Origin of the sequence: Anaerovibrio sp. RM50 (assembly GCF_000622005.1) — a bacterium.
Taxonomy (GTDB): Bacteria; Bacillota; Negativicutes; order Selenomonadales; family Selenomonadaceae; genus Anaerovibrio.
Map to the genome: position 1 here is coordinate 98,221 of NZ_JHWV01000008.1, position 22,396 is coordinate 120,616.

Genomic DNA, 22,396 nt, shown 5'->3' on the forward strand with positions numbered 1-22,396 from the left:
GTAAAATATAACTAATATTAGTAGTAAGTTTATGATTGAGTCCATCTTCCAATGTGCAGGAGGAAAATATCATGAAGAAAGCTGGATCGTTGCAAAAGCAGGTAATGGCTTTTCTCATAATGACTCTTGTGCTCCTGACAGCAGTATTAAGCTTTGCAGCCATTGAAATAGTGGGCAGGGATAAGGATAAGGATATTTCCATGGAAATGAATATCCTTACCGCCAATGAGGCTGAAAAGCTGGATCAGGATTATATAAGATTTGAGGATGCTGTGAATCACATGACCAGCATCACGGATTATTATATTGATAGTGCAGAAGCAATAAAGGACCCGGCCAAACGCCAGCATATTGATGGAATTCTGCAGCAGCTGTATGACAGAGTATCCAATACAACCAATATGTCTCTTGGCTACTACTGTGTTTATAACCCTGATTTGGTAGGTAACAGGCAAGGATTCTTTTATGTACGTAATGCTGCCGGTAATATGGAAAAGCATGAAATGGCCACTATCAGTGATTTTGATGCTGATGACATTGAGCGCGTAGGCTGGTATAAAAAACCTGTAAAGGCGGGAAAAGCAGTATGGCTGCCTCCATACTTTAATAAGAATACAAGAAGATATACCATTTCCTACTGCTCTCCGTTATATAAGGACGGAGTTCTGGTGGCGGTTATTGGTATGGACTTTAATTTTGAAACTTTGCTGAATGTGGTAGACCGTATACAGTTCAGCAAGAGTGGTTATGCCTATTTAAAGAGTGCAGATGGCAAAATACATTATCATGCCCACGATTTTATGCTGGGAAGTGTTCATGGTGATGAAAACTTAGAGAGGGTAAGAAACGGAGAACTTCTGTCCCAGGAAACCTCAGGAAAAGATGTGCTTCAGTATTGGAAAGACGGCAGTGACAGGGTACAGACCTTTACTACCTTAAGATGCGGACTTCAGCTGGTGCTTTGTGATGACTATGATGAGATATACATGGGGCGCTATAAGCTGTTAACTGTGGATATTCTGGTTATTGTAGTTTGCGGCTTAGTGATAATTGGATTGATATATTACTATACCCGCCGTATTACCCAGCCTATTAAAAAGCTTACAGAGGCAGTAAATTTAATTAAGGAAGGCCAGTACGATGTGGAGCTTCCAACAAATGCACCAGGGGAAATTGGGGTATTGACCCAGGGTGTGGCCATGGCTGCGGCGGCCCTTGGGGAAAAGAACAGGCTTAATGCCTCTGCCCTGGCAGCACAGAACAGAAAGCTTGAAAAGGCTGTTAAAAAGGCAAATGAGGCCAGCAGGGCAAAAAGTGATTTCCTGTCCCGTATGAGTCACGATATCAGAACTCCGATGAACGCCATTGTGGGCATGGGGATGATTGCGGAATCCCACAAGGATGACCCTGTTAAGCTGACGGAATGTCTCAGAAAGATTTCAACATCCAGTAAATATTTGCTGAATCTCATTAACGAGGTTCTTGATATGAGCCGGATTGAAAGCGGAAATCTCACCATGACAAAGGCGCCAGTTAATATTCCGGAACTTATCGGAAGTATTGTTGCCATGATAGGCCCTCAATTAAAGGATCATAGACATAATATAACAACAACCATAAAAGACCTGCCACATGAGACTGTACTCAGTGATTCCCTTAGAATGCAGCAGGTATTCGTTAATATACTCAGCAACGCCATTAAATATACACCGGATGGTGGTAATATAAGCCTGATGGTTAGGGAGATTCACGTTTCTGCCAGCAGAAGCATGTATGTATTTTCCTTTAAGGATAATGGTATAGGTATGTCCCCGGAATTCCAGGAGAAGATGTTCCAGCCATTTGCCAGGGCCCAGGATGACCATGAAACAGAGGTAAAGGGAACTGGTCTGGGCATGTCCATTACAAAGGCAATTGTGGATTTGCTGGGTGGTACTATAAGCGTTAAGAGTGCCCTGAACAAGGGGACTGAGATAACAGTCAAGCTTGATCTGGAATTTGTGGAGGATTCTGCAGAGGGATCCAAGACCAGCAGAAGAATGGATTTCTCGGAAATTCACCTGGAGGGGAAACGTATCCTTCTGGTTGATGATATTTTGTTGAACCTTGAAATAGCGGAAAATCTGCTGGAAATGACCGGTGCAGAAATGGATAAGGCCGGCAACGGCAAGGAAGCAGTGGATATGTTCATGGAAAAGGGAGACGGGTATTACGACCTAATTTTCATGGACGCCAGAATGCCTATAATGGACGGATATGCTGCAACCCGATCCATAAGGACCATGGATTCGGAATATGCCCATAGTATTCCTATTATCGCCATGAGTGCCGATGCCTTTGCCGAGGATATCGAAAACTTCATGAAATGCGGCATGAATGATTATGTTTCCAAGCCAATAGATTTGAAGAATCTGGCCAGGGTATTGCAGAAGCATTTGCTCTAAAAAAACAATAAAATAATGTTAAATAAAGTCTATTAAAATGTTTTTTATTCCTCATAATAAAGGAGGGGCCATTATGAAAAAGTTTTTTAGGGTTTTATTGGTTGCATCATTGTTTATAGGTTTTGCAGGTATTACGGAGAAGGCATCAGCCTGGGCCCTGGAGGGGGATTTTTACGACGACAGCGGTAAATGCGTTGTAAGTGCTCATAATGGCTATGTAAACGGTCTTAAGGTCATGGCTGATTATGTGGAGGATATAACTGCTCCGGATATTCACGTGCTGAAGCTGCTGCAGCCTTACGGCATCAGTTTTATGACTGTGGAAGCAATTGACCAGAATCATGTAATCCGGGTGGACGATGGCCCTGAGCTCAGAGTCAGATGAAAATCGGTATGATTATGTAACAAGTAAAAATGATATTTTAATCACATTATAAAAATGATATAAAAATATTATAAAAGAAAATAGAAAAGCACTAATCGAGGGGTGACCTGTCTCTTATAGGGGGAGCATATCACAACCTGATTAGTGCTTTTATAATGTTATTTAAATGATAAAAATAAGCAGAAAAAAATGCCGCCAACACTATAAGGGGTAGTGCCAACGGCCATGGGTGAAATGCTCCGGGGAAGAGCAAATCGAGAGAGGGGTTATGGGGGATACTATGTATTCCATACATCCGCCAAGAAATAATACTACAAACGTAATACCATTTCTTGGGAGCATTATATACGAAAATATAGTTGGTGTAAACAACCATTAACAAAAAAATACTGTATACATGATGAAATATTACATATTGTAAAGTTGTAAAATGATTTGGTTCACTACGACTTCAAAAAAAGTACCTATCACAAATCCCTCAGAATGGGGATAAATGATAGGTACTGTTTAACTTAGCGTTTGCGCCTGTCAATGCCGGAGCGCCTGTAATATTCGGCCTTGTCCTTGTACATTTCCTGATCGGCACTGTTTGCCATATCATTTAGGTTGGTATATACAGAATCGTAATTGTTGGCTGCTCCAATGGCCACGGCCATGCTCTTTACACGCTTGCCTGACCAGCTCCCAAAGGCCTCCTTGAGCCGTTTAAGAATATCATCCCAGTCATGGACGTTATTATACAGAATAGCCATAAACTCGTCACCACCAACCCTGTAAACATTGCCATAAGGATTGAGGATTTTCTTCATACAATCAGCGGCTCCTATAATAAGCTCATCACCGGCCTCGTGACCCAGCTCATCATTGGCCCTTTTCAGTCCGTTAAGGTCCATGGCCACCATTACAACATCGCCCTTTCCAAGCTCCGGATTGAGTTTTTCCAGGTCCTCATTGAAGCTGCGGCGGTTAAAGAGCCCAGTGAGGCCGTCATGGTGGGCAATATATTCCATCTGTTCACGGTTTTTGTGAATGAGGTAAATATAAGCCAGCAGGCCGCTGACCACTGCTGTAATAACACCTATCACAATCATAAACAGGATAAAGTGCTGCAAGATGTAATCCTTGAGGGTCATGGTTTTCATTTTGCTGGTGTAGGTGTAGGTGGAGGTAAAGCCAAAATCCGATGGCAAATTTGTAATACCACGGTTCAAGATGGATAACAGCTGGTTGTTGCCGCGTTTTACAGCAAAACAGCGGCTGCTGTAATCCTTCATTGGGGCAGTTTTCAGCATACTGAAGGATGGGTGGACAAGATAGCCGTCCTTGCGGAACTGGTTGAGAATACAGGCATCCACATCACCATTTTTTACTGCATCCAGCATGCCCTCAATTCTCTCATAATAAAGAATCTCCGCATCAGGGAAATGTGCACGGATGTAAATATCTCCTATGGAATTTCCATTCTTCACTGCCATACGCCGCAGCTGGAGGTGGGAAAAATCACCCATATATACCAGATGCATTGGGGTGGAAATAACCTCCGTGGTAAGGAATACGTCGCTTTGCTCAGCCCGGGCCACATCATAGTTGGCCGGAAAGGCCATATCCACGGAGCCTGCCTGAATGGAGGCAATCATGGATTCGTAGGTGGGGTAGGGAACAAAGGAAAATTTTACTCTGTCGTCAATTTTCAGCCTGCGGGTCATTTCGTTAAGGAGGTCATTAATAATACCCTGGACGTTTCCTTTTTCGTCAGTAGCAGAGAAAGGAAGATAGTCATCAAGATAAGCTACTGTTATGATAGGATGATCATTAAGCCAATTTATTTCGTCATCCTGGAGCTGACCGCTGACAGCCAGACCCGAGAAATAGGTGTTGGAAAGCTTCTTGGTAAAATAAGGGTCCGTGGAGGTCATTTTCCCAAGGGCCGTATTGAGCTCCTGGACCAGATCAGGCCGGTTGCGGTTAAACGCCAGATAGTATTCCGTCTGGCCGATTCTGGCAATAGGAACCATGTGATTTTCCGGAACCACGTTGTTGTCCGTGTCCACGGTGGCATCTGTTCTGCGGGCATCGAAATCACGGAAACGGGCCTCATTGCTGCTGTAAGTGACAATATTTATCTGATGGTTTCCCATATCGTTCCATTGATGGAGCAAATCCTCCATAACGGTGTTGCGGTTAACGCTGACAGTGCGGTTGGTAAGGCCCGCAATGCCCTTGGAAGCCAAAGGACTGTTGTTGTAGACATAGATATAGTAGTTTTCAATGCCCATGGCGTAATCAGGGAACAGCAGCTTATCCATGTGCTCCGGGGTCTTTGAAACCCCTGCCATAACGTCGATTTCCCCGTTATAGAGCTTCTGCAGTATCTCGTCCCATTCGCCATATATGTAGTCATAATCCCAGTTGGTGTAGTAGGAAACCTTCTGTAGATAATCGTAGGCAAGGCCGGATTTTATGGCGTAATCATTCATGCCCTCCATAAAATTACGGCTTTCCACATAGCCCACCCTCACCAGCTTGGAGGTATTTAATTTTGGTATCTGTCCTGGGGCAGCGGTGGCACTTTGTGCAGACTGGCACTGCTCCATGGTATCAGGGATAAAAATTAGAGCGGAAGCAAGGCAAAAAAAAGACACCAGAAAACAGAGAATACTGCTATGGGATTGCAGCCATTCCCGCAAGGATTTTATGGACAGATGCTTCATAATCATCCCTCCCACCTTGTAAAGTGCGTTTTTCATGGTGTTTATTATATAATCGTGAAAAATAATTATTGACTGATGAAACTAAAATTTTTTCTTGTGATTATTATAAATGAATTTGTAGCAAATTGTAAGGTTTAATAGGAAAAATTTTAAGAGAAATTAGCTATTTTAGAATTTAATGGGCGGATAAAGGATTTTTTAAAGGGAATGCAGAATATAACATATAATGTGAGTTCGTGTATTCTGAAATAAGATGATGAATTTATTTTTAAGGCGGGTTTTTGTATGAAGGACGTTTCAAGCAACAAAATAATGGTTCGTTCCGGCACCTGGTATGAGGAGCTGAATGAGAACGCCCGCATGAAGAAAATCGTCTTTTCCGATGAGGTAAGACATATGTTGGGCTATGAGGATGCTGATGAGTGCCCCGATACCTTGGATTCTGTAATTGCCCTGGTACATCCTGAGGACAAGGAGGAGATGCTGGCCCAGGCCATTGCTGCTTCCACAGGCCAGACGGCTGTTTTTGATACGGAATTTCGTATCAAGAAAAAGGATGGGGGATATCTCATGGTGAATGCCACCGGCAAGCTTATCTACAACAGTGATGGCAAGCCGGTTATTATGCATGGCTCAATTTTTGATATTACGGAGCTGGTGGAAAACCGGATGCTTTACGAGGAGGTTACCCATCAGCTGGAGGCTACCCAAAAGCGTGAAAATGATATGAGCTGGTTCGGCCCCGTCTCGGCAATTTACGATACCGCCAGATTCCGTCTGGAATACGATGAGCAGGGTAAACGCACGGCGGTAACCTGGAATGAGGCCTACAGAAGGCTGCTGGGCTATGAAAAGGATGAGGAGTTTCCACAGATCCTCCAGAGCTTCTACAATCAGATTGTGGCAGAGGACCTGGAAAATGTGGGTCATGCCATGGACTTAATGGAAAATGATGAGCGGGATAGTTCTGTCCATGATGTGGAGTTCCGCATGTACAGAAAGGACCGCTCCATTGTGTGGGTCAGGGCGGCGGCACGGCGTATTTTGGGTCCTGATGGCAAGGCGAAGCGGGCTATTGGACTTCTTACGGACATTACCGCCCAGAAAAATCTGGAGCTGCAAAAGACTATTTATGAGGTGTTTTCCCAGGAGTATCTGACAGTGGGCATTATTGATATATTCCACAATCAGATATGGATACTTCGGGACAAGATGATAAACGATACCTTTATTAAATCCTACGAAAAGGGTGCCCATAACTATGATAATTTCCTTAAGGAATATGTGAGCAAGCACGTTTTGCCGGAGGACAGGGACAGGGTATATCGGGCCAGCCGGATTTACCACATCGTTATGAAGCTGAAGGAAAAGGAAATGTATCGCATGAGATATCAGCTGGTGGACGAAGAAGGCAAGGCTCATCATATTCAGGGCAGTTATTTGTGGCTCAATAAGGATGGGGACAGGCGGAAGGTTATTTGCGGCTTCCGTGATATAACTGACCTTATTAAAGTGGAGCAGGAAAAGCAGGAGAAGCTGCGTAAGGCCCAGGAGGAAGCGGAGATTGCCCGCTATGAGGCAGAGGCTGCCAATCAGGCCAAGACCTCCTTCCTGTTCAATATGTCCCATGATATCCGCACCCCGATGAATGCCATTACGGGCTTTAGGGAGCTGCTGGAGAGGGATCAGGAGGATCCGAAGAAGCGGCAGCATTACCTTGATAAAATGGATGACGCCTGCAAGGTGCTTATTTCCATTATAAACAATGTGCTGGAAATGGCCCGCATTGAAAAGGGTGTTCTGAAGCTGGATGAGACCCTGTGGAATACGGAGCAGTTTAATGACGGACTGTATTCTGTACTGAAATCCATGATGGACCAGAAGCATCTGGAGTTTACACAGGAAATGAACGTCCAGCATCAGTATTTCTATTGTGATGCACCGAAGCTGCGGGACATTTTCCTTAATCTTCTTTCCAACTGCTATAAATACACCAAGCCAGGGGGAAAGGTGCACATGAAGCTGGAGGAATTACCTCATGAAAAGCCGGGGTGGGCGTGGTACAGAAGCACCATCACCGACACGGGTATCGGCATGAGCGAGGAATTTCTGCCGCATATTTTCGATTCCTTTACCAGAGAGAACAACACAACCGCCAACAAGATAGAGGGCACTGGCCTTGGAATGTCCATTGTGAAGCGACTGACGGAATTTCTGGGGGGAAAGATTGAGGTCAAGAGCAAGAAGGGTGAAGGCACTACCTTCATTTTGAATATGCCCCACAGACTGGGCCAAAAGCCTGCCGAGGGGTATTTAAGTGAAGGCCATAAGGACGTGGATTACAGCATTTTCGTTGGCAAGCGGGTCCTCCTGGCAGAGGACAATGAAATCAATGCGGAAATTGCCATAGAGATTTTGTCCATGACGGGAATGACCGTGGAGAATGCCAAGGACGGCAAGGAATGTGTGGAAATGCTGGAAAAGGCCCCGGTACACTACTATGATTTGATTCTGATGGATGTGCAGATGCCAAATATGAACGGATATGAGGCCACAAGGGCCATAAGGGCCCTCCCAGATCTGAAGAAGGCAGAAATCCCGATTTTGGCCATGACAGCCAATGCCTTTGAGGAAGACAAAAAGGAGGCCTTCAAGGCTGGCATGGACGGACATCTGGCAAAGCCTGTGGACATCAAGGAGCTCATGAGAGGCATGGCCAGGGTGCTGAAATAGGTGTGGCAGAACATATTAAAAGGGCAGTAACCCTAATGAGGTTGCTGCCCTTATTTTTACGTTATTTATGTATTATTTTAACATTAATTAAATGTTATTTTACTTCTTTGCCGGAAATCACTACAGGATGTGCCAGCTCCGGATGTTCGCTGTAGAACTGTACAGTGGTCCAGTAATTTTCAAAGGCCTGACTGTAATCAGTTGCACCGATTTCCACCCAGCCCTGACGGCCACCAGGTCTTACATTTGCCATGGTGAGGGGATCGGGATAAACAACAGCAGGCACCTTTTCCTCTTTCTTTTTCGCTGCCTTCTTCTTCTCAGCCTTGATCATAGCCTCCATAACTGTATCGTCCACGTCCTCAACAACAGGAGGCAGCTCGGACCAGACAGAAACAGTTACTGTGTCGTCCAGCTCCGGGGTGAAGCGGAAACGGGCATTTTCAAAGGTGTCGTTTTTGATGGTGATTTTAACCCAGGCATAATAGGAGCCCCCGGCCTTCCGGAGGGTTTCAGTTTCCAGATAATGCATGGTAGTATCATCACCGTACACCAGCACCTCATGGGCCTGGGTGTTATTTGGAGCCACAACCTGGCTGCCACAGAAAAGAGCAACAGCTGCTATGGTAATGGCACATAATCTTTTAAACATATTTAGAATTCTCCCTTCAAGTTCGCTACATATTATTATACTATCAACTTTGAATTTTGCAAAACTAAAAGACCACCTTTTCGGTGGCCATACACATAATTGACATTTTCGGAACCAACTACTTACTACATCTCTCACGAAGTATAGGAAAGAGGTACCTGACGTCGTCGGACATCCCAATCGGGAGTGAAGCATTGATTAATATTCGGGTACTAACGTTACCACACAATCCACTGTCACTAACATCTACTACCAGACAACATCTACGTACAGACAAATCTACTACCAGACAACTAAGTGAGATTAATGAATATCGGCGCATCAACGTCAGCTGGGGAACCGTGTCTAATATGTCAAATTGCTGACGGTGCAAACATCAAGTACCTCTTTATTTGCCTCTATTATATTACAGACAAAAACACTTTGCAACAATATTTTGAATCGTCTGACAATAATTTTGGGGCATTATTTTTATTCCATTTCGGCATGATAGGCTTCCTTCATATTGTACATACGCTGGTCGGCAATTTCCCTGAGCTGCTGTGGATCAGTGCCATCATCAGGATAGAAGGCATAGCCGATACTTACGCTGACCATCATGTTGTTGGAGCCGCTGACAATGGAGCGGTTGAAGGCCTTGGTCATTTTGGTGGTTATGGTTTCGTAGGCACTCTTCTTGATGTCCTGGTCCACCAGAATGGCAAATTCATCACCGCCCAGGCGGTAAACCTTGAATTCGCAGGCACCCTTCATTCTCAGGGCAACCTCCTTCAGCACATCATCGCCGGCCCGATGGCCGTAGGTATCATTAATATGCTTGAACTTGTTTACGTCAATGTAGAATATGCCGTGGAGATTGTTGGTGCGCACCAGTGCAGCCATGTCCTCCTCAAAGCAGCGGACATTGTAAAGTCCCGTCAGCTGGTCCCTGAGGGAAATATTGGAGAACAGGGCCCTATCCTCCGCCAGCAGCAGCACCATGTAGGTGAGCAGAGTCAGCAGAAGCACCAAAAACAGCCCAAAGAGGGCATAAGGAAGCAAAAATGATGGCTGAACCCAGCCCTCCTCCGGAGCTATGTCAAGTCTCCAGGATACCCCTGCCGCATCAAACTCAGCCACCACAGGGTCTTCCATAATTCCCTTGGAAGCTGTAATAAGGCGCATTTCATCGTCGAATGGGTTGGTTTTATAAAGGGCATAATCATAGCCAAAGGTTTTCAGATTGTCGATGGAAATCTGGAAAACATCCGGAATTTTGAACACCGCAATAACAAAGCCCCAAAACTGCTTTATACCGCTGCTGTCACGGACATAAACCGGCTCCCTCAGCTCCATGCCCACTTCCCTATGCTGGATTTCAAAGGGACCCTGCAGGGTCATGGTGCCTGTATTTTTGCTGTAGGCGGCAAGAGAACCGTAATGCTTTTCCTCAAAAAGATTTATGAGGTCTCCTTCGTGGCCCTCCATGGGGTAAATAGAAGTTACAGTGCCCTGGGGAGCCAGCTGGAGACAGGAGATGAATTTACGGTCCTTCATAATGTGTCTGGCCACGTTGTTGAAGTCTTCCATGGTTCCTTCAGCATTTTCCTGTACAATAAGGTTCATGGACTCGGTGATACCACAGCATTCATTAATACCGTATTTTATCTCGCTGACGCGGTTCTGGATATTCTGCTTGGCCAGAGTCTGCTCCTGGGTGGTCTGCTGTCTCCAGATGCCGTTGATAACCAGCACCAGTACCAGCATACTCAGCAGGAATACGGCCGAAACTATAGTTATGCGGCTTGTTTTGCTCACATTATTTAAATTCATGACAAGTCCCCTCGATGGTAAATAGTTCTTCTTTTATTATTATAACGCTAATTGGAATATTTTTCATGGAATTGTGTAAAAATATTTAGCCGATTTGAAGTTTTTATGGTAAATAATTTGGTATTTTCTAATAAACTTCTAATTGTGGGGGCGGAGGTGAGGTGGTAGAATTAAAGAGCATTATTTTAAGGTATAGCTAATAGTGCAAGGTATCGTTAATAGTGAAATATTATAAGAGAGGATTACGTGAAATTTGATATGAGAAGCTTTAATAAATTAGCTGGATTAGCCCATAAAAATATAAGGAAAAATATTGGCAGGAAGGTGGTTGCCCCCCTGATGGCAGCGGCCCTTCTGGTAACTCCTGCCTTCGCATTGGGGGCAGAGGACTTCAGCGGCCTTAGCGATTCACAGGTGTATGATCTGGGTAATTCCTTTATGGAAAAGCGGGACTACAGCCGCGCCATGGAGGCCTACGACTATATATTGTCCAGCAACGATGGCTGGGCTGTGGTATATACCAGCCGTGCCCGGGCAAAATTTTTGTCGGGGGACAGGGAAGGGGCAGAGGCAGATTTAAATACAGCCCTCCGCGTTGATCCAAATTTACCTGATGCTTACTACGTGAAGGGCAGCTTCCAGTATATGGATAATGATTTCGCCGGGGCTGAGGAGAGCTTCAACCGGGCCTTGGAGATTTATCCCGATTACGTTGATGCAATCTCCATTCTCGGCAAGCTGTATTTCGACACGGGGCGGGAAAACGAAGCGGTAAAGGCCATGAGCCTGGCGGTGGAAAAGGCTCCTACTGCCATGAACTACGTCAACAGGGCCATTCTCTATTCCAAGATTCCCGATGTTTCTGCGGCGAACCTGGATTACAACAAGGCTTTGGAGCTTGACCCGAAATGCGTGACGGCCTATCTGAACCGGGGCATGCTTTTTGTGGAGCAGCGTAAGTTTAATGCGGCCCGCAGTGATTTTGACAACGCCATCAAGGTTGACCCCAAAAATGCCAGTGCCTATATTAACAGAGGCTACCTGTCCATGGAGGCCAAAATGTTCGAGGAGGCCATGGCGGATTTCAACAAGGCCATAGAGGTGCAACCAGATAATGCCCTGGCCTACAACGCCAGAGGTCTGGCCAACCGCAAGGTGGGCAGTTATGATGAAGCCATGGCGGATTTTGACAAGTGTATTGAGCTGGCACCGAATTATGAGCTGGGTTATCAGTCACGGGCCATGTTCCACAGGGATATGGGGGATTTTGACAATGCTGAGGCGGATTTTGAAAAAATCATTGAGCTGGACCCAAATAATCCTGTGTCCCACTACGACAAGGGCTGTCTCTATCTGGAGATGCAGCAGCCGGACAAGGCCCTGGAGCTTTTCAAAAAGGCTGTGGAGCTGGACGGGGGCAGGACACCTCAGTTTATACTGAACAAGGCTGTGGCTGAGGCATATCTGGGGGATAATGAGAATGCAGCAGCAGATTTTACCAAGGTTATTGGTATGACTGACAATTATGTAATCGCCTACCTTTATCGTGGTATGGTATACAACAATATGGGCATGAAGGCTGAGGCCAAGGCGGATATTGACAAGGTGCTTATGCTGGACCCTGAAAACCAGCAGGCCAAGGCCCTTATGAAAAAATTAAAATAACGCTGTTCAGCTGAAGATTTCGGCTGGAAATCACGATATAGTTTGTGATACAATATCCGTATCATTTTTGGTGTTGTATTGGAGGTTCCGTTCATGGATCCGGTTTATATTTCAATTATTATTTTGGTGGCATCACTGGTAGTCTTTTTCCTGATTTTCAAAGCCTACAGAGATGAAGGCAAGACGCCAAGATTCTACAGAAAAGCTGCTATCCTCTTTGGTATTCTTACAGTATTAAATGTTGCCGAAGCAATGGTGCGAGGTGGAGCTGACATCATGCTCATAATTTGTACTGTATTAACCTCAGTGGCAACAGCAGTGAACTGGCGCATTTACAAGAAGGGGGAGTGAATCCTATGGATATAATGAGCATTGCTTCTTTGTCAGTAGAAATGCATCAGCAAGAGGATGCAATGTCTATTGGCACAGCTGTAATGAAAATGGCCATGGATACCCAGACTGAAATGATGGATGGCATGCTGGATGCAATGGGGGCTGCGGAGGTGGCTGCTATGACTGGTATCGGTCAGAACATTGACATCATGGCATAAGACTGCCATAAGGTGAAAAGTCCACTACCTACCTATTAGGTGGTGGATTTTTTCATGGCGAATATTAGTAAATTAGTCAGATATTGCTTGCTATATAGGGGCATTTAATGGCAAAATAATAGGGTATCTGGGAAATTATATCGGATAAAATAAAACTATACTATTTTGATAGGTTTTAAACGCCGATCAGTATAGAAAAAGGAGTTATTATGAGTACAAAAAAGACGGTGTTTGCGGGATTTTTTGTGGCCTTGGGTGTGCTTTTGCCCATAGCTTTTCATGCTTTTGGGCCCGTGGCCAGGATTTTATCCCCCATGCATATTCCCGTGTTTTTGGGTGGTCTGATTTTAGGCCCTGTATATGGACTTATTGTAGGTGTGGTTACACCAGTTATTAGCAGCTTTTTGACGGGTATGCCTCCATTGATGCCTATGCTGCCAATGATGGTGGCAGAGCTGGGAGTGTACGGCCTGGTTTCCGGGCTTTTGAGCCGTAAGCTGAATCCATGGCTGGCCATGCTGGGGGCCATTATCTGCGGCCGTGCCATAATAGTGGTGGTGCTTCTTCTCTTTGGGGAAATGCTGCAGATTAAGGCTGATCCAATTACCTATGTGTGGGGTGGGATTATGACAGGAGCCCCGGGCATTGTGATACAGCTTCTGTTGATTCCATTTGTTGTTAAGCAGCTGAAGATGGCCTTTTCACATCATGAGCTGTTTAATTAGGAAACAAATAATCCTTAGAAAAAATGATATAAGTAAAAAATATTACATGTTTGGGAGCAAGTTAATGAGAAAGTGGAAGATTTTAAGCGGTTTGTTGTGTCTCAGTCTGGTTACGGGCAGCGCCTACGCCGCCGAGTTAGTCAACTATGGCGATGAAGAAGTGGTGGTATATGGCGATCAGGCCACTGATAATCAGGTGGATACCGTTATCGATATGAAGGACTACAAGGGAGAGGTCAAGTCTGTCCCTGAGATTCTTCGCGGTACTGCGGGAATTCAGATTCAGGAAAAGCCCGTGGGAGGCGCTGAGGACCAGAGTGTAAAGCTCCGTGGTCATGACAGCCGCCGCTTTATTGTGCTGGTGGACGGTGTTCCCCAGAAAAATTCCGGAGTTATGGGGGGCAGCTATTTCAGCTGGGATTCCATACCTGCGGATATGATTGAAAAAATCGAGATTATTAAGGGCGCCAAGTCCTTTAAGTATGGCCAGACCGAGGGCGGTGTTATTAATATTATCACCAAACAGGCCTACGGCGGTCAGATAAAGTTTGCCATGGGCAGCAGAAGACTCCGCCAGACAGCCTTTAATTACAAGGGCTCTGCTGACAATTTTGACTTTGGCATTAACTATCTCTATGAGTCCCAGGACGCTTATCTGAGAAATGCGGATTATGGCAACAAGCTATTTGGCCTGAGTCTGGGATACCATTTTAGCAAAACTGACACCATTAAGGTGAATTTCCAGCATAACCGCACCCATGTGGGCCGTGTTGTACAGAATATTCCGGGTACTGCGGGATACAATCCATATTACCCTACCACACTTTTTGGGGATGCATACGGCAATGATCAGGCCTTTGGCGTATTGCCTGGAGATGGGAGCCATACCATTGCCACTGGCAACCGCTTCGATATTTCCTATGAATCCAAAAGGGACAGCGGTAATGACCTACTTACCTACTGGCAGAATAACGAGGAGTTACATGAGGTAAAGGTTGTTAATGGTGCTGTTAGTTATGACCGTTACAATACCAGTGACAAGTCCTCTGGTTATATTTATCGGGGTACTCAGGTGCTGGATGACAAGCATGAGCTGGCTTTCGGCGGCGAGTATAACCGTCTGCGTTATGGCTATGGTTGGTACAAGGGGGCAAAACCAGCTACTGCCCAGGAACTTTATCCATCCCAGAAGGCTGATACTTGGGGCCTTTATTTAGGGGATACCTGGACCATGGACAAGCGTTGGACCCTGGAATATGGTCTCCGCTATGATACCATGCGCGCTGACCGGGATGATGACAGGGCTTCAGCAAAGATAAAATCCTACAGTGACAGCGGATTTTCTCCAAAGATTACTGCTACTTTAAAGCATGATGAAAAGACCACCACCAGCTTTTCCATCAACCGCATTTGGCGCAGTCCGTCCATGGCAGAGTTCTACTGGTATTATATGGATTTAACGGGCAACAATAATAGAAGTGGTGAGTTGAAGCCGGAAAAGGGCTGGGGCTATGATTTGTCCGTGGCCCACAGCTTCAGTGACAAATATGACACCAAGGTGTCTTTGTTCTACCAGAATTTCAGCTCCTTCATTAATTTCCTTCACACAAGACCATTCAACGTGTATATGCTGAACGGTGTGAAGATTTGGGGCTTTGAGTGGGAGAACAGCTATAGGTTCGATGATTATTCCTCTGTTTATCTTAACTACACCAACCAGCATACATCCAAGGACGGTGTAAAGGCTTATGACAGCACAGGGCTCAACGATGAGCTGGATTACCGCCCACGCCACATGCTTTCCCTGGGCTACAAGTTCAAGAGGGATAGCTGGACCTTCCAGTACGATATGAATTACGTTGGCAGCCAGAAGGCAAAATACGGCTATCCTTACGCCGCTCCGGGTACAACCCGTATTGTGGATCTGGGGGGCTACGCCGTACACAATATTTCTTTGACAAAAGAATTTGATAAGCAGACAAGCGCCAACTTTACGGTGTATAATTTATTTGACAAGGACTACAGCGAAATCTACGGCTATCCAATGGAGGGCCGCACCTACGTGCTGAGCTGCAGCTATAATTTCTGAAAATTAACATTACTTTAAGGGAATTCCTCGGGGGGAAATATTGGGCATGAAGCACTTTGTAAGGAAGTATCATGTAAAAAGAAATATTTTGAAATATTCTTTGATTGTACTGGGCTGTCTTATTGCCAGCGTGGGCATCAATGCCTGTTATGTACCGGCTCACCTTTTGACAGGGGGAGTTACGGGTATTTCCATGATTATGCTGTTCTCCTTTGGTTTTCCTTTGGGTATCCAGTCCATACTGTACAATATTCCACTTCTGATTGCGGCCTATTTTTATCTGGGCAAGCGCTATCTCATGGATGTGATTGTGGGAACAGTGGTATTTTCCTTCTGTCTGGACCTTACCAAATTCTTGAATGACTACCATCTGGTGCCGGACCACATGCTGTCGGCCATTTTCGGCGGTGTGTTGTGCGGTATCGGCTATGGCATTGTATTCAGGAATAACGCCAGTACCGGCGGCTTTGATATTATCGGGGCCATTGTGAAGAAGTACTATTCCTTTGATATGGGCGTGGTTATTTTTTCCTTTAACTGTATGCTGATGCTGGTGGCAGGGGCCCTTTTCGGTGTTACCCAGGCCATGTTTACCCTTATTGGCATGTTCGTGGCGGCAAATGTGACGGACAAGGTAATAGCGGGTATAAACCACAGAAAGGCTATCCTTATTGTGTCCAACAAGTCACGGGAAATTGCCGACGGAATTATCTATGAGGTTGGTAGGGGAGTCACCTTTATCCACGGTCAGGGGGCTTACAGCCAGGCCGAGCGGGATATTGTCTTTGTGGTGGTGAAAACTACCCAGATTGCCAAGATAAAGTCCATTGTCAATACCGTGGACAGGGCCGCCTTTATGCTTATTGTATCCGCCAACGAAGTGCTGGGCAGGGGCTTCACCTTGCCGGGCATTGAGCTGGAGAAGCTGCGTCAGGGCAGAACACCTGTGGAGACAGATGACTAATATGGCGATTTTAGGTTTACAATTTTACCCATATTTGCTATAGTTATGGGTAGAGTTTGTTAAATGGAGGTTTAAATATGTTACAACAGATATCTCTTTTCACGGAAAATAAGCAGGGGGGATTGGTAAAGATTACCTCTGTTCTCGCCAAGTCAAATATAAACATCTACACCATGCTGGCCAATGACAGCGCGGAATTTGGTATTATCCGCCTTATAGTGGACAGGCCTGATGAGGCCATCGATGCTCTGAAGGCGGCGGGCTACCAGTGCCGTCTGGACAAGGTTATTGCGGTAACCATGGAGGATGTTCCGGGGTATCTGGACAAGATTTTGTCCGCCGTGGACGGGGCAAATATCGATATCTGTTATCTGTACATTTCCTTTGACCGTGCTACGGGTAAGCCAGTGGCTGTATTCAAGACCAACGAGCCTGAAACCGCCACCTTCCTTTTGGGCAAGGGCTTCAATCTCATCGAGACATTCTAATTGAGATATTCTTATATAGAAGCTATTTGGAAAAATAGCATATAATGCAATCAAAAAGCAGAGTCATGGTTATTGGCTCTGCTTTTCTTGAAAAGAGGTGGAAAAATGTCAGTTGAAATAATTCAGGGGCTCCTTATTCCATTTTTGGGCACAAGTCTGGGGGCGGGCTGTGTATTTTTTATGAAGGAGCAGTTGAATCCCTTGGTGCAAAGGGGACTGCTGGGCTTTGCGGCGGGTATTATGGTGGCGGCCTCGGTGTGGAGCCTTTTGATACCCTCCATGGAGCAGGCCATTGACAGCTGGGGGGATGTGCTGAGCTGTATTCCTGCCGTAACGGGCTTCTGGGCGGGAATACTTTTTCTGCTGCTGTTGGACTATCTCATTCCCCATCAGCATTTAAACAGTGAGGAAAGTGAGGGCCTGAAATGCACCGCAGCCAAGTCCACCATGATGGTGCTGGCAGTGGTCCTTCATAACATTCCTGAGGGTATGGCAGTAGGCGTTTTGTACGCAAGCTGGTATAATGGGGCGGCTGATATCACCCTGGGGGCGGCCATAGCCCTGTCTGTGGGTATTGCCATTCAGAATTTCCCCGAAGGAGCCATTATATCCATGCCACTGAGGGCAGAAGGCCTGTCAAAGGCCAGATCCTTTGTGTATGGTGTCCTTTCCGGGGTGGTGGAGCCCCTGGGGGCGGCCCTGACCATTATATTTGCAAGTATCATTATCCCAGTGCTGCCCTTTTTGCTGAGTTTTGCGGCGGGCGCCATGCTGTATGTGGTGGTGGAGGAAATAATCCCCGAAATGTCCGAAGGGGAGCACTCCAATATAGGAACCATCATGTTCGCCGTAGGGTTTTCACTGATGATGGTACTGGACACCACCTTGGGATAAATAAGCGAAGAATGGAGGCGAGAGTATATGACTTTGGCTTTGGAAATTGAGAAAGAGAAGAAAAAAGAACGGGATAAGGCTGTAATCGAAACCTTATTTTCTTTGGTGAAAAAAATCAAGAATTACTGAGGAAGAAGCTGCTGAAGAGGCTGGTATTACTGTCGTTGAACTCAGAGAACTGGTTGATTCGATGTCTTGATGACTAAACCTGCTTTATAGCTTTTAAGGCGTGCTACGGCACGCCTTTTATGATGTACTTTATTTGTGACAATATTGATTTTATCGCATATATGTTCTACAATAATTATTGAAAAATGGATATTATATAGGAATTAATTACAAGTTTATTGCAATATATTAGAACGTGTGGAATAATAATTTTTAACTAATTATTATTTGAAAAATGCCGGAGGTAGTGACGTGAATATATACATGGATGCTAGTTTGGGCTTGAAATATAATAGCCCTCAGCAACAGGCACGGGTTATAACAGAAAACTGGATGTCTGAAAATATGTACTGTGTTATGTGTGGAGAACACCACTTGAAGCATTTGGAAAATAACAAACCAGTAGCTGATTTAATATGTCCGGCTTGCCAGAATATTTTTGAATTGAAAAGTCATAATGGTCATTTTGGCTCACTAATTGCTGATGGAGCCTATGATACCATGCTGGCCAGGTTGATGGATGATAATAACCCTCATTTATTTGTTATGGAATATAAACGCAAAGAATGCATAGTAGAAAATCTTTGGATTATTCCCAGTTATTTTTTTACTCCGGATATTATTATAAAACGAAATCCTTTACCACCAACAGCCCGCCGTGCAGGATGGACGGGGTGTAATATAGCTTGGAAGAATATTCCGGTTCTGGGCAAAATCCCTGTTATTTATCAGCAGGAAGTCCTTGAACCTAAATTTGTGTGTGAAAAAGTATCCGCCACGATGGCATTGGCGACTTCAAAGATACAGGCAAGGGGCTGGCTTATGGACGTGCTTTATTGTCTGCAACAGATAGGCAAGGAATATTTCACACTTGATGATGTATATGCTTTTACAGATTATTTACAGGAGCGGCACAGAGAAAATCACAATGTTCAACCTAAAATTCGCCAACAGCTACAATTTTTAAGGGATAAAGGATTTGTTGAATTCTTAGGAAGAGGATCGTATCATATAGTAAATAAGGAATAGTAATAAATATTATTTTGGGGGTGTAAATGTGAAATTTAATGTGGTGATTCAAGAAGTATATGAGAAAAAGATAGCCGTGGAGGCTGAAAACTGGCGTGAAGCTTTAATGAAAACCAATAAAGAACATGATAGAGGTGCGTTTATATTTGAAGATGACGACTTAAAAGAATGTAATGTAGGGGTCGATGGGTGGCCGTATCAGATTTTTGATAAATGGACGATTGAAGATGTGGAAGAATATGTTAAAAATCATCCTGCGTGGTCTAAAATGAATTTGAGTGAAAACGAAACACGGCAAGCGTTACATCTAATGGAAATGGATGATGATAAAAAAGGTTTTAGTTGGACAAAAATGGATAAAGAACTTGCTATTGTCATAAACAATAGGCAACATTAAAGTAAAAACAACAAGTCACCAAGTATATTATGGCTGGAGGGATAATCAATGTTTACGAAAAAAATCCTGGGGTTAGGTGTGGCACTTTCCGTATTATTAAGCTGTAACAGTGTTGTTTTGGCGGATGCTGATATTCATCAGAGTACACCACAAACCAATTTGGTCCAAAGAATAAGAACCGCTGACAAGTTAGACGGACAAAATGGTAAAGATACTATTAAGGAACGTATTGATAATATAATGGCAGAGTATAATAAGCCATCTACCGAACAGGCAGTAAAGCTTCCTAAGGTTGCAATAATGTATTTGAACAATTCCAAGTCTACTTATGATGATGAGGTGGACAGAGAAATATTCAAATACTTAAACAATGCGCTGCCTGAAGTAGAGTATGAGTTAATTGATGGTGCCCCATATATGGAAATACTGAAACAATCAGGCTATGATGATCCAGGTTCGGCAGAACGGGCTGACTTTATGGATGCCTTTGCAAATTCTGGAATAGATTATTGTATCTATTTGGAAGTACAGCCATTTATAGCACGTGACAAAATGACTTTTTTCACTATTGGTAAGGATATAACCACTGTTGTGCCGCTTAAGATATTAAATTTGACAACAGGGAAATATCTGTATAACGGCAAATTTACTGAGAAGGCATCTGACAGTACTGTAATAGGCGGAATTGGAAATAAGTCAGTATCCCTAAAAGCACTTGATAGTGCGGGCGAGAAAATGTTAAAGGAGATAAAGGAACGTTTGCCTAAAGGGAAAGTATAACAATTGAAAATTTTGGCCCATTAAAGGCCCGTTAGCTATCTGCTAGCGGGCCTCAATTAATTTAACGGTTAATTATTCGGTTATCTCACCTTTTCAACCAAATACAGATATGGGGCGGTGGCGTCGTGGTTGGTGAGCTGGCATTTTACCACGGAGTAGTCCTCCTTTGGCAGCTCCTCCAGAAGAATCATCAGGTGTACCCCTTCCTCTTTCCCTGATGGGTGGCCGGGATAAACCATAATGGAAATAACGCCGTTTACTGCCAGCTGCTTCATGGCATTTTCCACAGCCTTCACAGTAACCTTTGGCACGGTGGTAATGGAGTGGTCTCCTCCTGGGAGATAGCCCAGATTAAAAACCACCAGATCCAGCTTTTCCGATACCACCTGGCTGATATTTTCGTGGCTGTCCAGCACGTAGGTGATGCTGTCCTTGAATTCCTCGGTGGTTTTCTTGGTTTTCAGCATGGCTGTTGGCTGGACGTCAAAGGCGTAAATATGGGCATCGGGCTTCATGTGCTGGGCCAGATACAATGTGTCCTTGCCGGCGCCGGAAGTGGCATCCACGATTACCTTGGCTGTTTCAAGGGATTTTGACCACACCCCCTGGGCGATGGTCAGCATATTTGCCGCAGTCTGCATAGAGATTCCTCCATTAAAAGTTAATATATTTTAATTATCAAAGCATATCTGCCAGATCCAGCAGGAGCCGCTCGGTTTTTTCCCAGCCAAGACATGGGTCCGTGATGGATTTGCCGTATACGCCGCCGTCCACCTTCTGACAGCCGTCCTCAATATAGCTCTCTATCATAAGACCCTTGACGATATTGTTGATGTCAGGGTTAAGCTTGCGGGAATGAAGAATATCCTTGGCAATGCGGATCTGCTCCAGATACTTCTTGCCGGAGTTGGCATGGTTGGTGTCCACCACGATGGCAGGATTTTCCAGTCCACGCTCCTCGTACATCTTTATCACCTGGGTCAGGGTCTCATAGTGGTAGTTTGGCAGGCTGTTTCCTGCGGCATCAACGTAGCCACGGAGAATGGAATGGGCGAAGTCGTTGCCCTTGGTGCGAACCTCCCAGCCACGGAAAAGGAATTCCTGGGAATGCTGGGCAGCTGCCACGGAGTTAAGCATAACGGACAAATCACCGCTGGTAGGATTCTTAAGGCCCACTGGAATGCCCACGCCACTGGCAATCATGCGATGGAGCTGGTCCTCGCTGGAGCGGGCCCCCACTGCCGCATAACAGAGCAAATCGGAAAGATAGCGGAACACTTCAGGATAGAGGATCTCCTCGGCCCCTGTAAGGCCAGTTTCCTCAATGACCCGCACATTCAGCTTGCGGATGGCAATAATGCCCTCCAGCATATCCTCCTCTCCCTCAGGGGAAGGCTGGTGCAGCATACCCTTGTAGCCTACGCCAATGGTGCGGGGCTTATTGGTGTAGAGCCGGGGCACGATGAAAATCTTGTCCTTGATCTTTTCCTGCAGCTTTGCCAAACGGGAAACATAATCCACTACAGCGTCCTCGTTGTCACTGGAGCAAGGGCCGATAATAAGGGCAAGACGGTGGTCCTCCCCGGAAAAAATTTTTTTGATGGTTTCATCACGTTCCATCTTTATCTCTTTGTATTTCTTTTTAATAGGGTAATCCTCCATCAGACTTTGGGGTGAAGGAAGAACCCGGATAAATTCCATTTCCATACTCATAGTCAATCACTCTCGTCTTTCTTTGGGCAGTTCACCGTTTAAAACATCACGAATATATTGTAACATAATCCTGCCTAAAATGACTAAACATATTCCAAATTAACAAAAAAAGCCAAAAATTACATTTATTTAGAAATAATGTAACATTTTCGCTGTTGTTTAGATAATAGTTGTTGAAAAAAAGGATTAAATGGGT

Annotated in this window: 19 protein-coding genes; 14 read left to right on the plus strand and 5 right to left on the minus strand. The window is 44.9% G+C overall.

The features are described from left to right. Nucleotides 1-71 precede the first annotated feature (71 nt). Complete coding sequence (locus T525_RS15585) at nt 72-2,444, plus strand: hybrid sensor histidine kinase/response regulator (RefSeq protein ID WP_051533459.1); 2,373 nt, start codon at nt 72-74, stop codon at nt 2,442-2,444. Between the two features lie 73 nt (nt 2,445-2,517). Beyond that, nucleotides 2,518-2,829, plus strand: coding sequence for a hypothetical protein (locus T525_RS0106470; RefSeq protein ID WP_027406536.1), 312 nt, complete (start codon nt 2,518-2,520; stop codon nt 2,827-2,829). Between the two features lie 512 nt (nt 2,830-3,341). On the opposite strand, the gene T525_RS0106475 is transcribed toward T525_RS0106470, so the two are convergent. Next, entirely contained in the window at nt 3,342-5,540 is a 2,199-nt protein-coding gene (locus T525_RS0106475; RefSeq protein ID WP_027406537.1) for a transporter substrate-binding domain-containing protein, read from the minus strand. Nucleotides 5,541-5,825: 285 nt separating this feature from the next. Here T525_RS0106475 and T525_RS15590 point away from each other — a divergent pair, with 285 nt between their 5' ends. Beyond that, nucleotides 5,826-8,273 carry a PAS domain-containing hybrid sensor histidine kinase/response regulator gene (locus tag T525_RS15590; protein ID WP_051533460.1) on the plus strand — a complete coding sequence of 816 codons (2,448 nt, stop codon included), beginning with the start codon at nt 5,826-5,828 and terminating at the stop codon, nt 8,271-8,273. Nucleotides 8,274-8,367: 94 nt separating this feature from the next. Here T525_RS15590 and T525_RS0106485 read toward each other — a convergent pair whose 3' ends face one another. Both T525_RS0106485 and T525_RS0106490 read right to left on the minus strand, forming a co-directional pair. Beyond that, nucleotides 8,368-8,925: a hypothetical protein gene (locus tag T525_RS0106485; RefSeq protein ID WP_027406538.1), complete on the minus strand. Its 558-nt coding sequence runs from the start codon at nt 8,923-8,925 to the stop codon at nt 8,368-8,370. Between the two features lie 471 nt (nt 8,926-9,396). Further along, nucleotides 9,397-10,737 (minus strand): sensor domain-containing diguanylate cyclase, encoded by a 1,341-nt coding sequence (locus T525_RS0106490; protein WP_027406539.1) that lies wholly within the window; start codon nt 10,735-10,737, stop codon nt 9,397-9,399. Nucleotides 10,738-10,983: 246 nt separating this feature from the next. On the opposite strand from T525_RS0106490, the gene T525_RS0106495 reads away from it, so the two are divergent. From T525_RS0106495 to T525_RS0106550, 11 genes are all read left to right on the plus strand, one after another. Continuing rightward, nucleotides 10,984-12,402, plus strand: coding sequence for a tetratricopeptide repeat protein (locus tag T525_RS0106495; RefSeq protein ID WP_027406540.1), 1,419 nt, complete (start codon nt 10,984-10,986; stop codon nt 12,400-12,402). A gap of 93 nt (nt 12,403-12,495) precedes the next feature. Further along, nucleotides 12,496-12,753: a hypothetical protein gene (locus T525_RS0106500; RefSeq protein WP_027406541.1), complete on the plus strand. Its 258-nt coding sequence runs from the start codon at nt 12,496-12,498 to the stop codon at nt 12,751-12,753. 5 nt (nt 12,754-12,758) lie between these two features. Beyond that, entirely contained in the window at nt 12,759-12,953 is a 195-nt protein-coding gene (locus tag T525_RS0106505) for a YjfB family protein (protein ID WP_027406542.1), read from the plus strand. A gap of 209 nt (nt 12,954-13,162) precedes the next feature. After that, the gene (locus T525_RS0106510; RefSeq protein ID WP_027406543.1) at nt 13,163-13,678 is read left to right on the plus strand and encodes an ECF transporter S component; all 516 of its coding nucleotides are present in this window, start codon (nt 13,163-13,165) and stop codon (nt 13,676-13,678) included. Between the two features lie 64 nt (nt 13,679-13,742). After that, nucleotides 13,743-15,767 carry a TonB-dependent receptor gene (locus T525_RS0106515; protein ID WP_027406544.1) on the plus strand — a complete coding sequence of 675 codons (2,025 nt, stop codon included), beginning with the start codon at nt 13,743-13,745 and terminating at the stop codon, nt 15,765-15,767. A 46-nt stretch (nt 15,768-15,813) separates the two neighbouring features. After that, on the plus strand, nt 15,814-16,731 hold the full coding sequence (locus tag T525_RS0106520) for a YitT family protein (protein WP_027406545.1): 918 nt from the start codon (nt 15,814-15,816) through the stop codon (nt 16,729-16,731). Between the two features lie 77 nt (nt 16,732-16,808). After that, on the plus strand, nt 16,809-17,219 hold the full coding sequence (locus tag T525_RS0106525) for an amino acid-binding protein (RefSeq protein WP_027406546.1): 411 nt from the start codon (nt 16,809-16,811) through the stop codon (nt 17,217-17,219). Nucleotides 17,220-17,324: 105 nt separating this feature from the next. Further along, nucleotides 17,325-18,113, plus strand: a complete 789-nt coding sequence (locus tag T525_RS0106530) for a ZIP family metal transporter (protein ID WP_027406547.1) — start codon at nt 17,325-17,327, stop codon at nt 18,111-18,113. Nucleotides 18,114-18,533: 420 nt separating this feature from the next. Continuing rightward, nucleotides 18,534-19,310 carry a DpnI domain-containing protein gene (locus tag T525_RS0106540; RefSeq protein ID WP_027406548.1) on the plus strand — a complete coding sequence of 259 codons (777 nt, stop codon included), beginning with the start codon at nt 18,534-18,536 and terminating at the stop codon, nt 19,308-19,310. Between the two features lie 28 nt (nt 19,311-19,338). Then, entirely contained in the window at nt 19,339-19,707 is a 369-nt protein-coding gene (locus tag T525_RS0106545) for a hypothetical protein (RefSeq protein WP_027406549.1), read from the plus strand. 48 nt (nt 19,708-19,755) lie between these two features. Continuing rightward, entirely contained in the window at nt 19,756-20,487 is a 732-nt protein-coding gene (locus tag T525_RS0106550; RefSeq protein ID WP_027406550.1) for a hypothetical protein, read from the plus strand. A gap of 80 nt (nt 20,488-20,567) precedes the next feature. Here T525_RS0106550 and T525_RS0106555 read toward each other — a convergent pair whose 3' ends face one another. Continuing rightward, the gene (locus T525_RS0106555) at nt 20,568-21,128 is read right to left on the minus strand and encodes a class I SAM-dependent methyltransferase (protein WP_027406551.1); all 561 of its coding nucleotides are present in this window, start codon (nt 21,126-21,128) and stop codon (nt 20,568-20,570) included. A 37-nt stretch (nt 21,129-21,165) separates the two neighbouring features. Continuing rightward, complete coding sequence (locus T525_RS0106560; RefSeq protein WP_027406552.1) at nt 21,166-22,200, minus strand: 3-deoxy-7-phosphoheptulonate synthase; 1,035 nt, start codon at nt 22,198-22,200, stop codon at nt 21,166-21,168. Between the last annotated feature and the right edge of the window lie 196 nt (nt 22,201-22,396).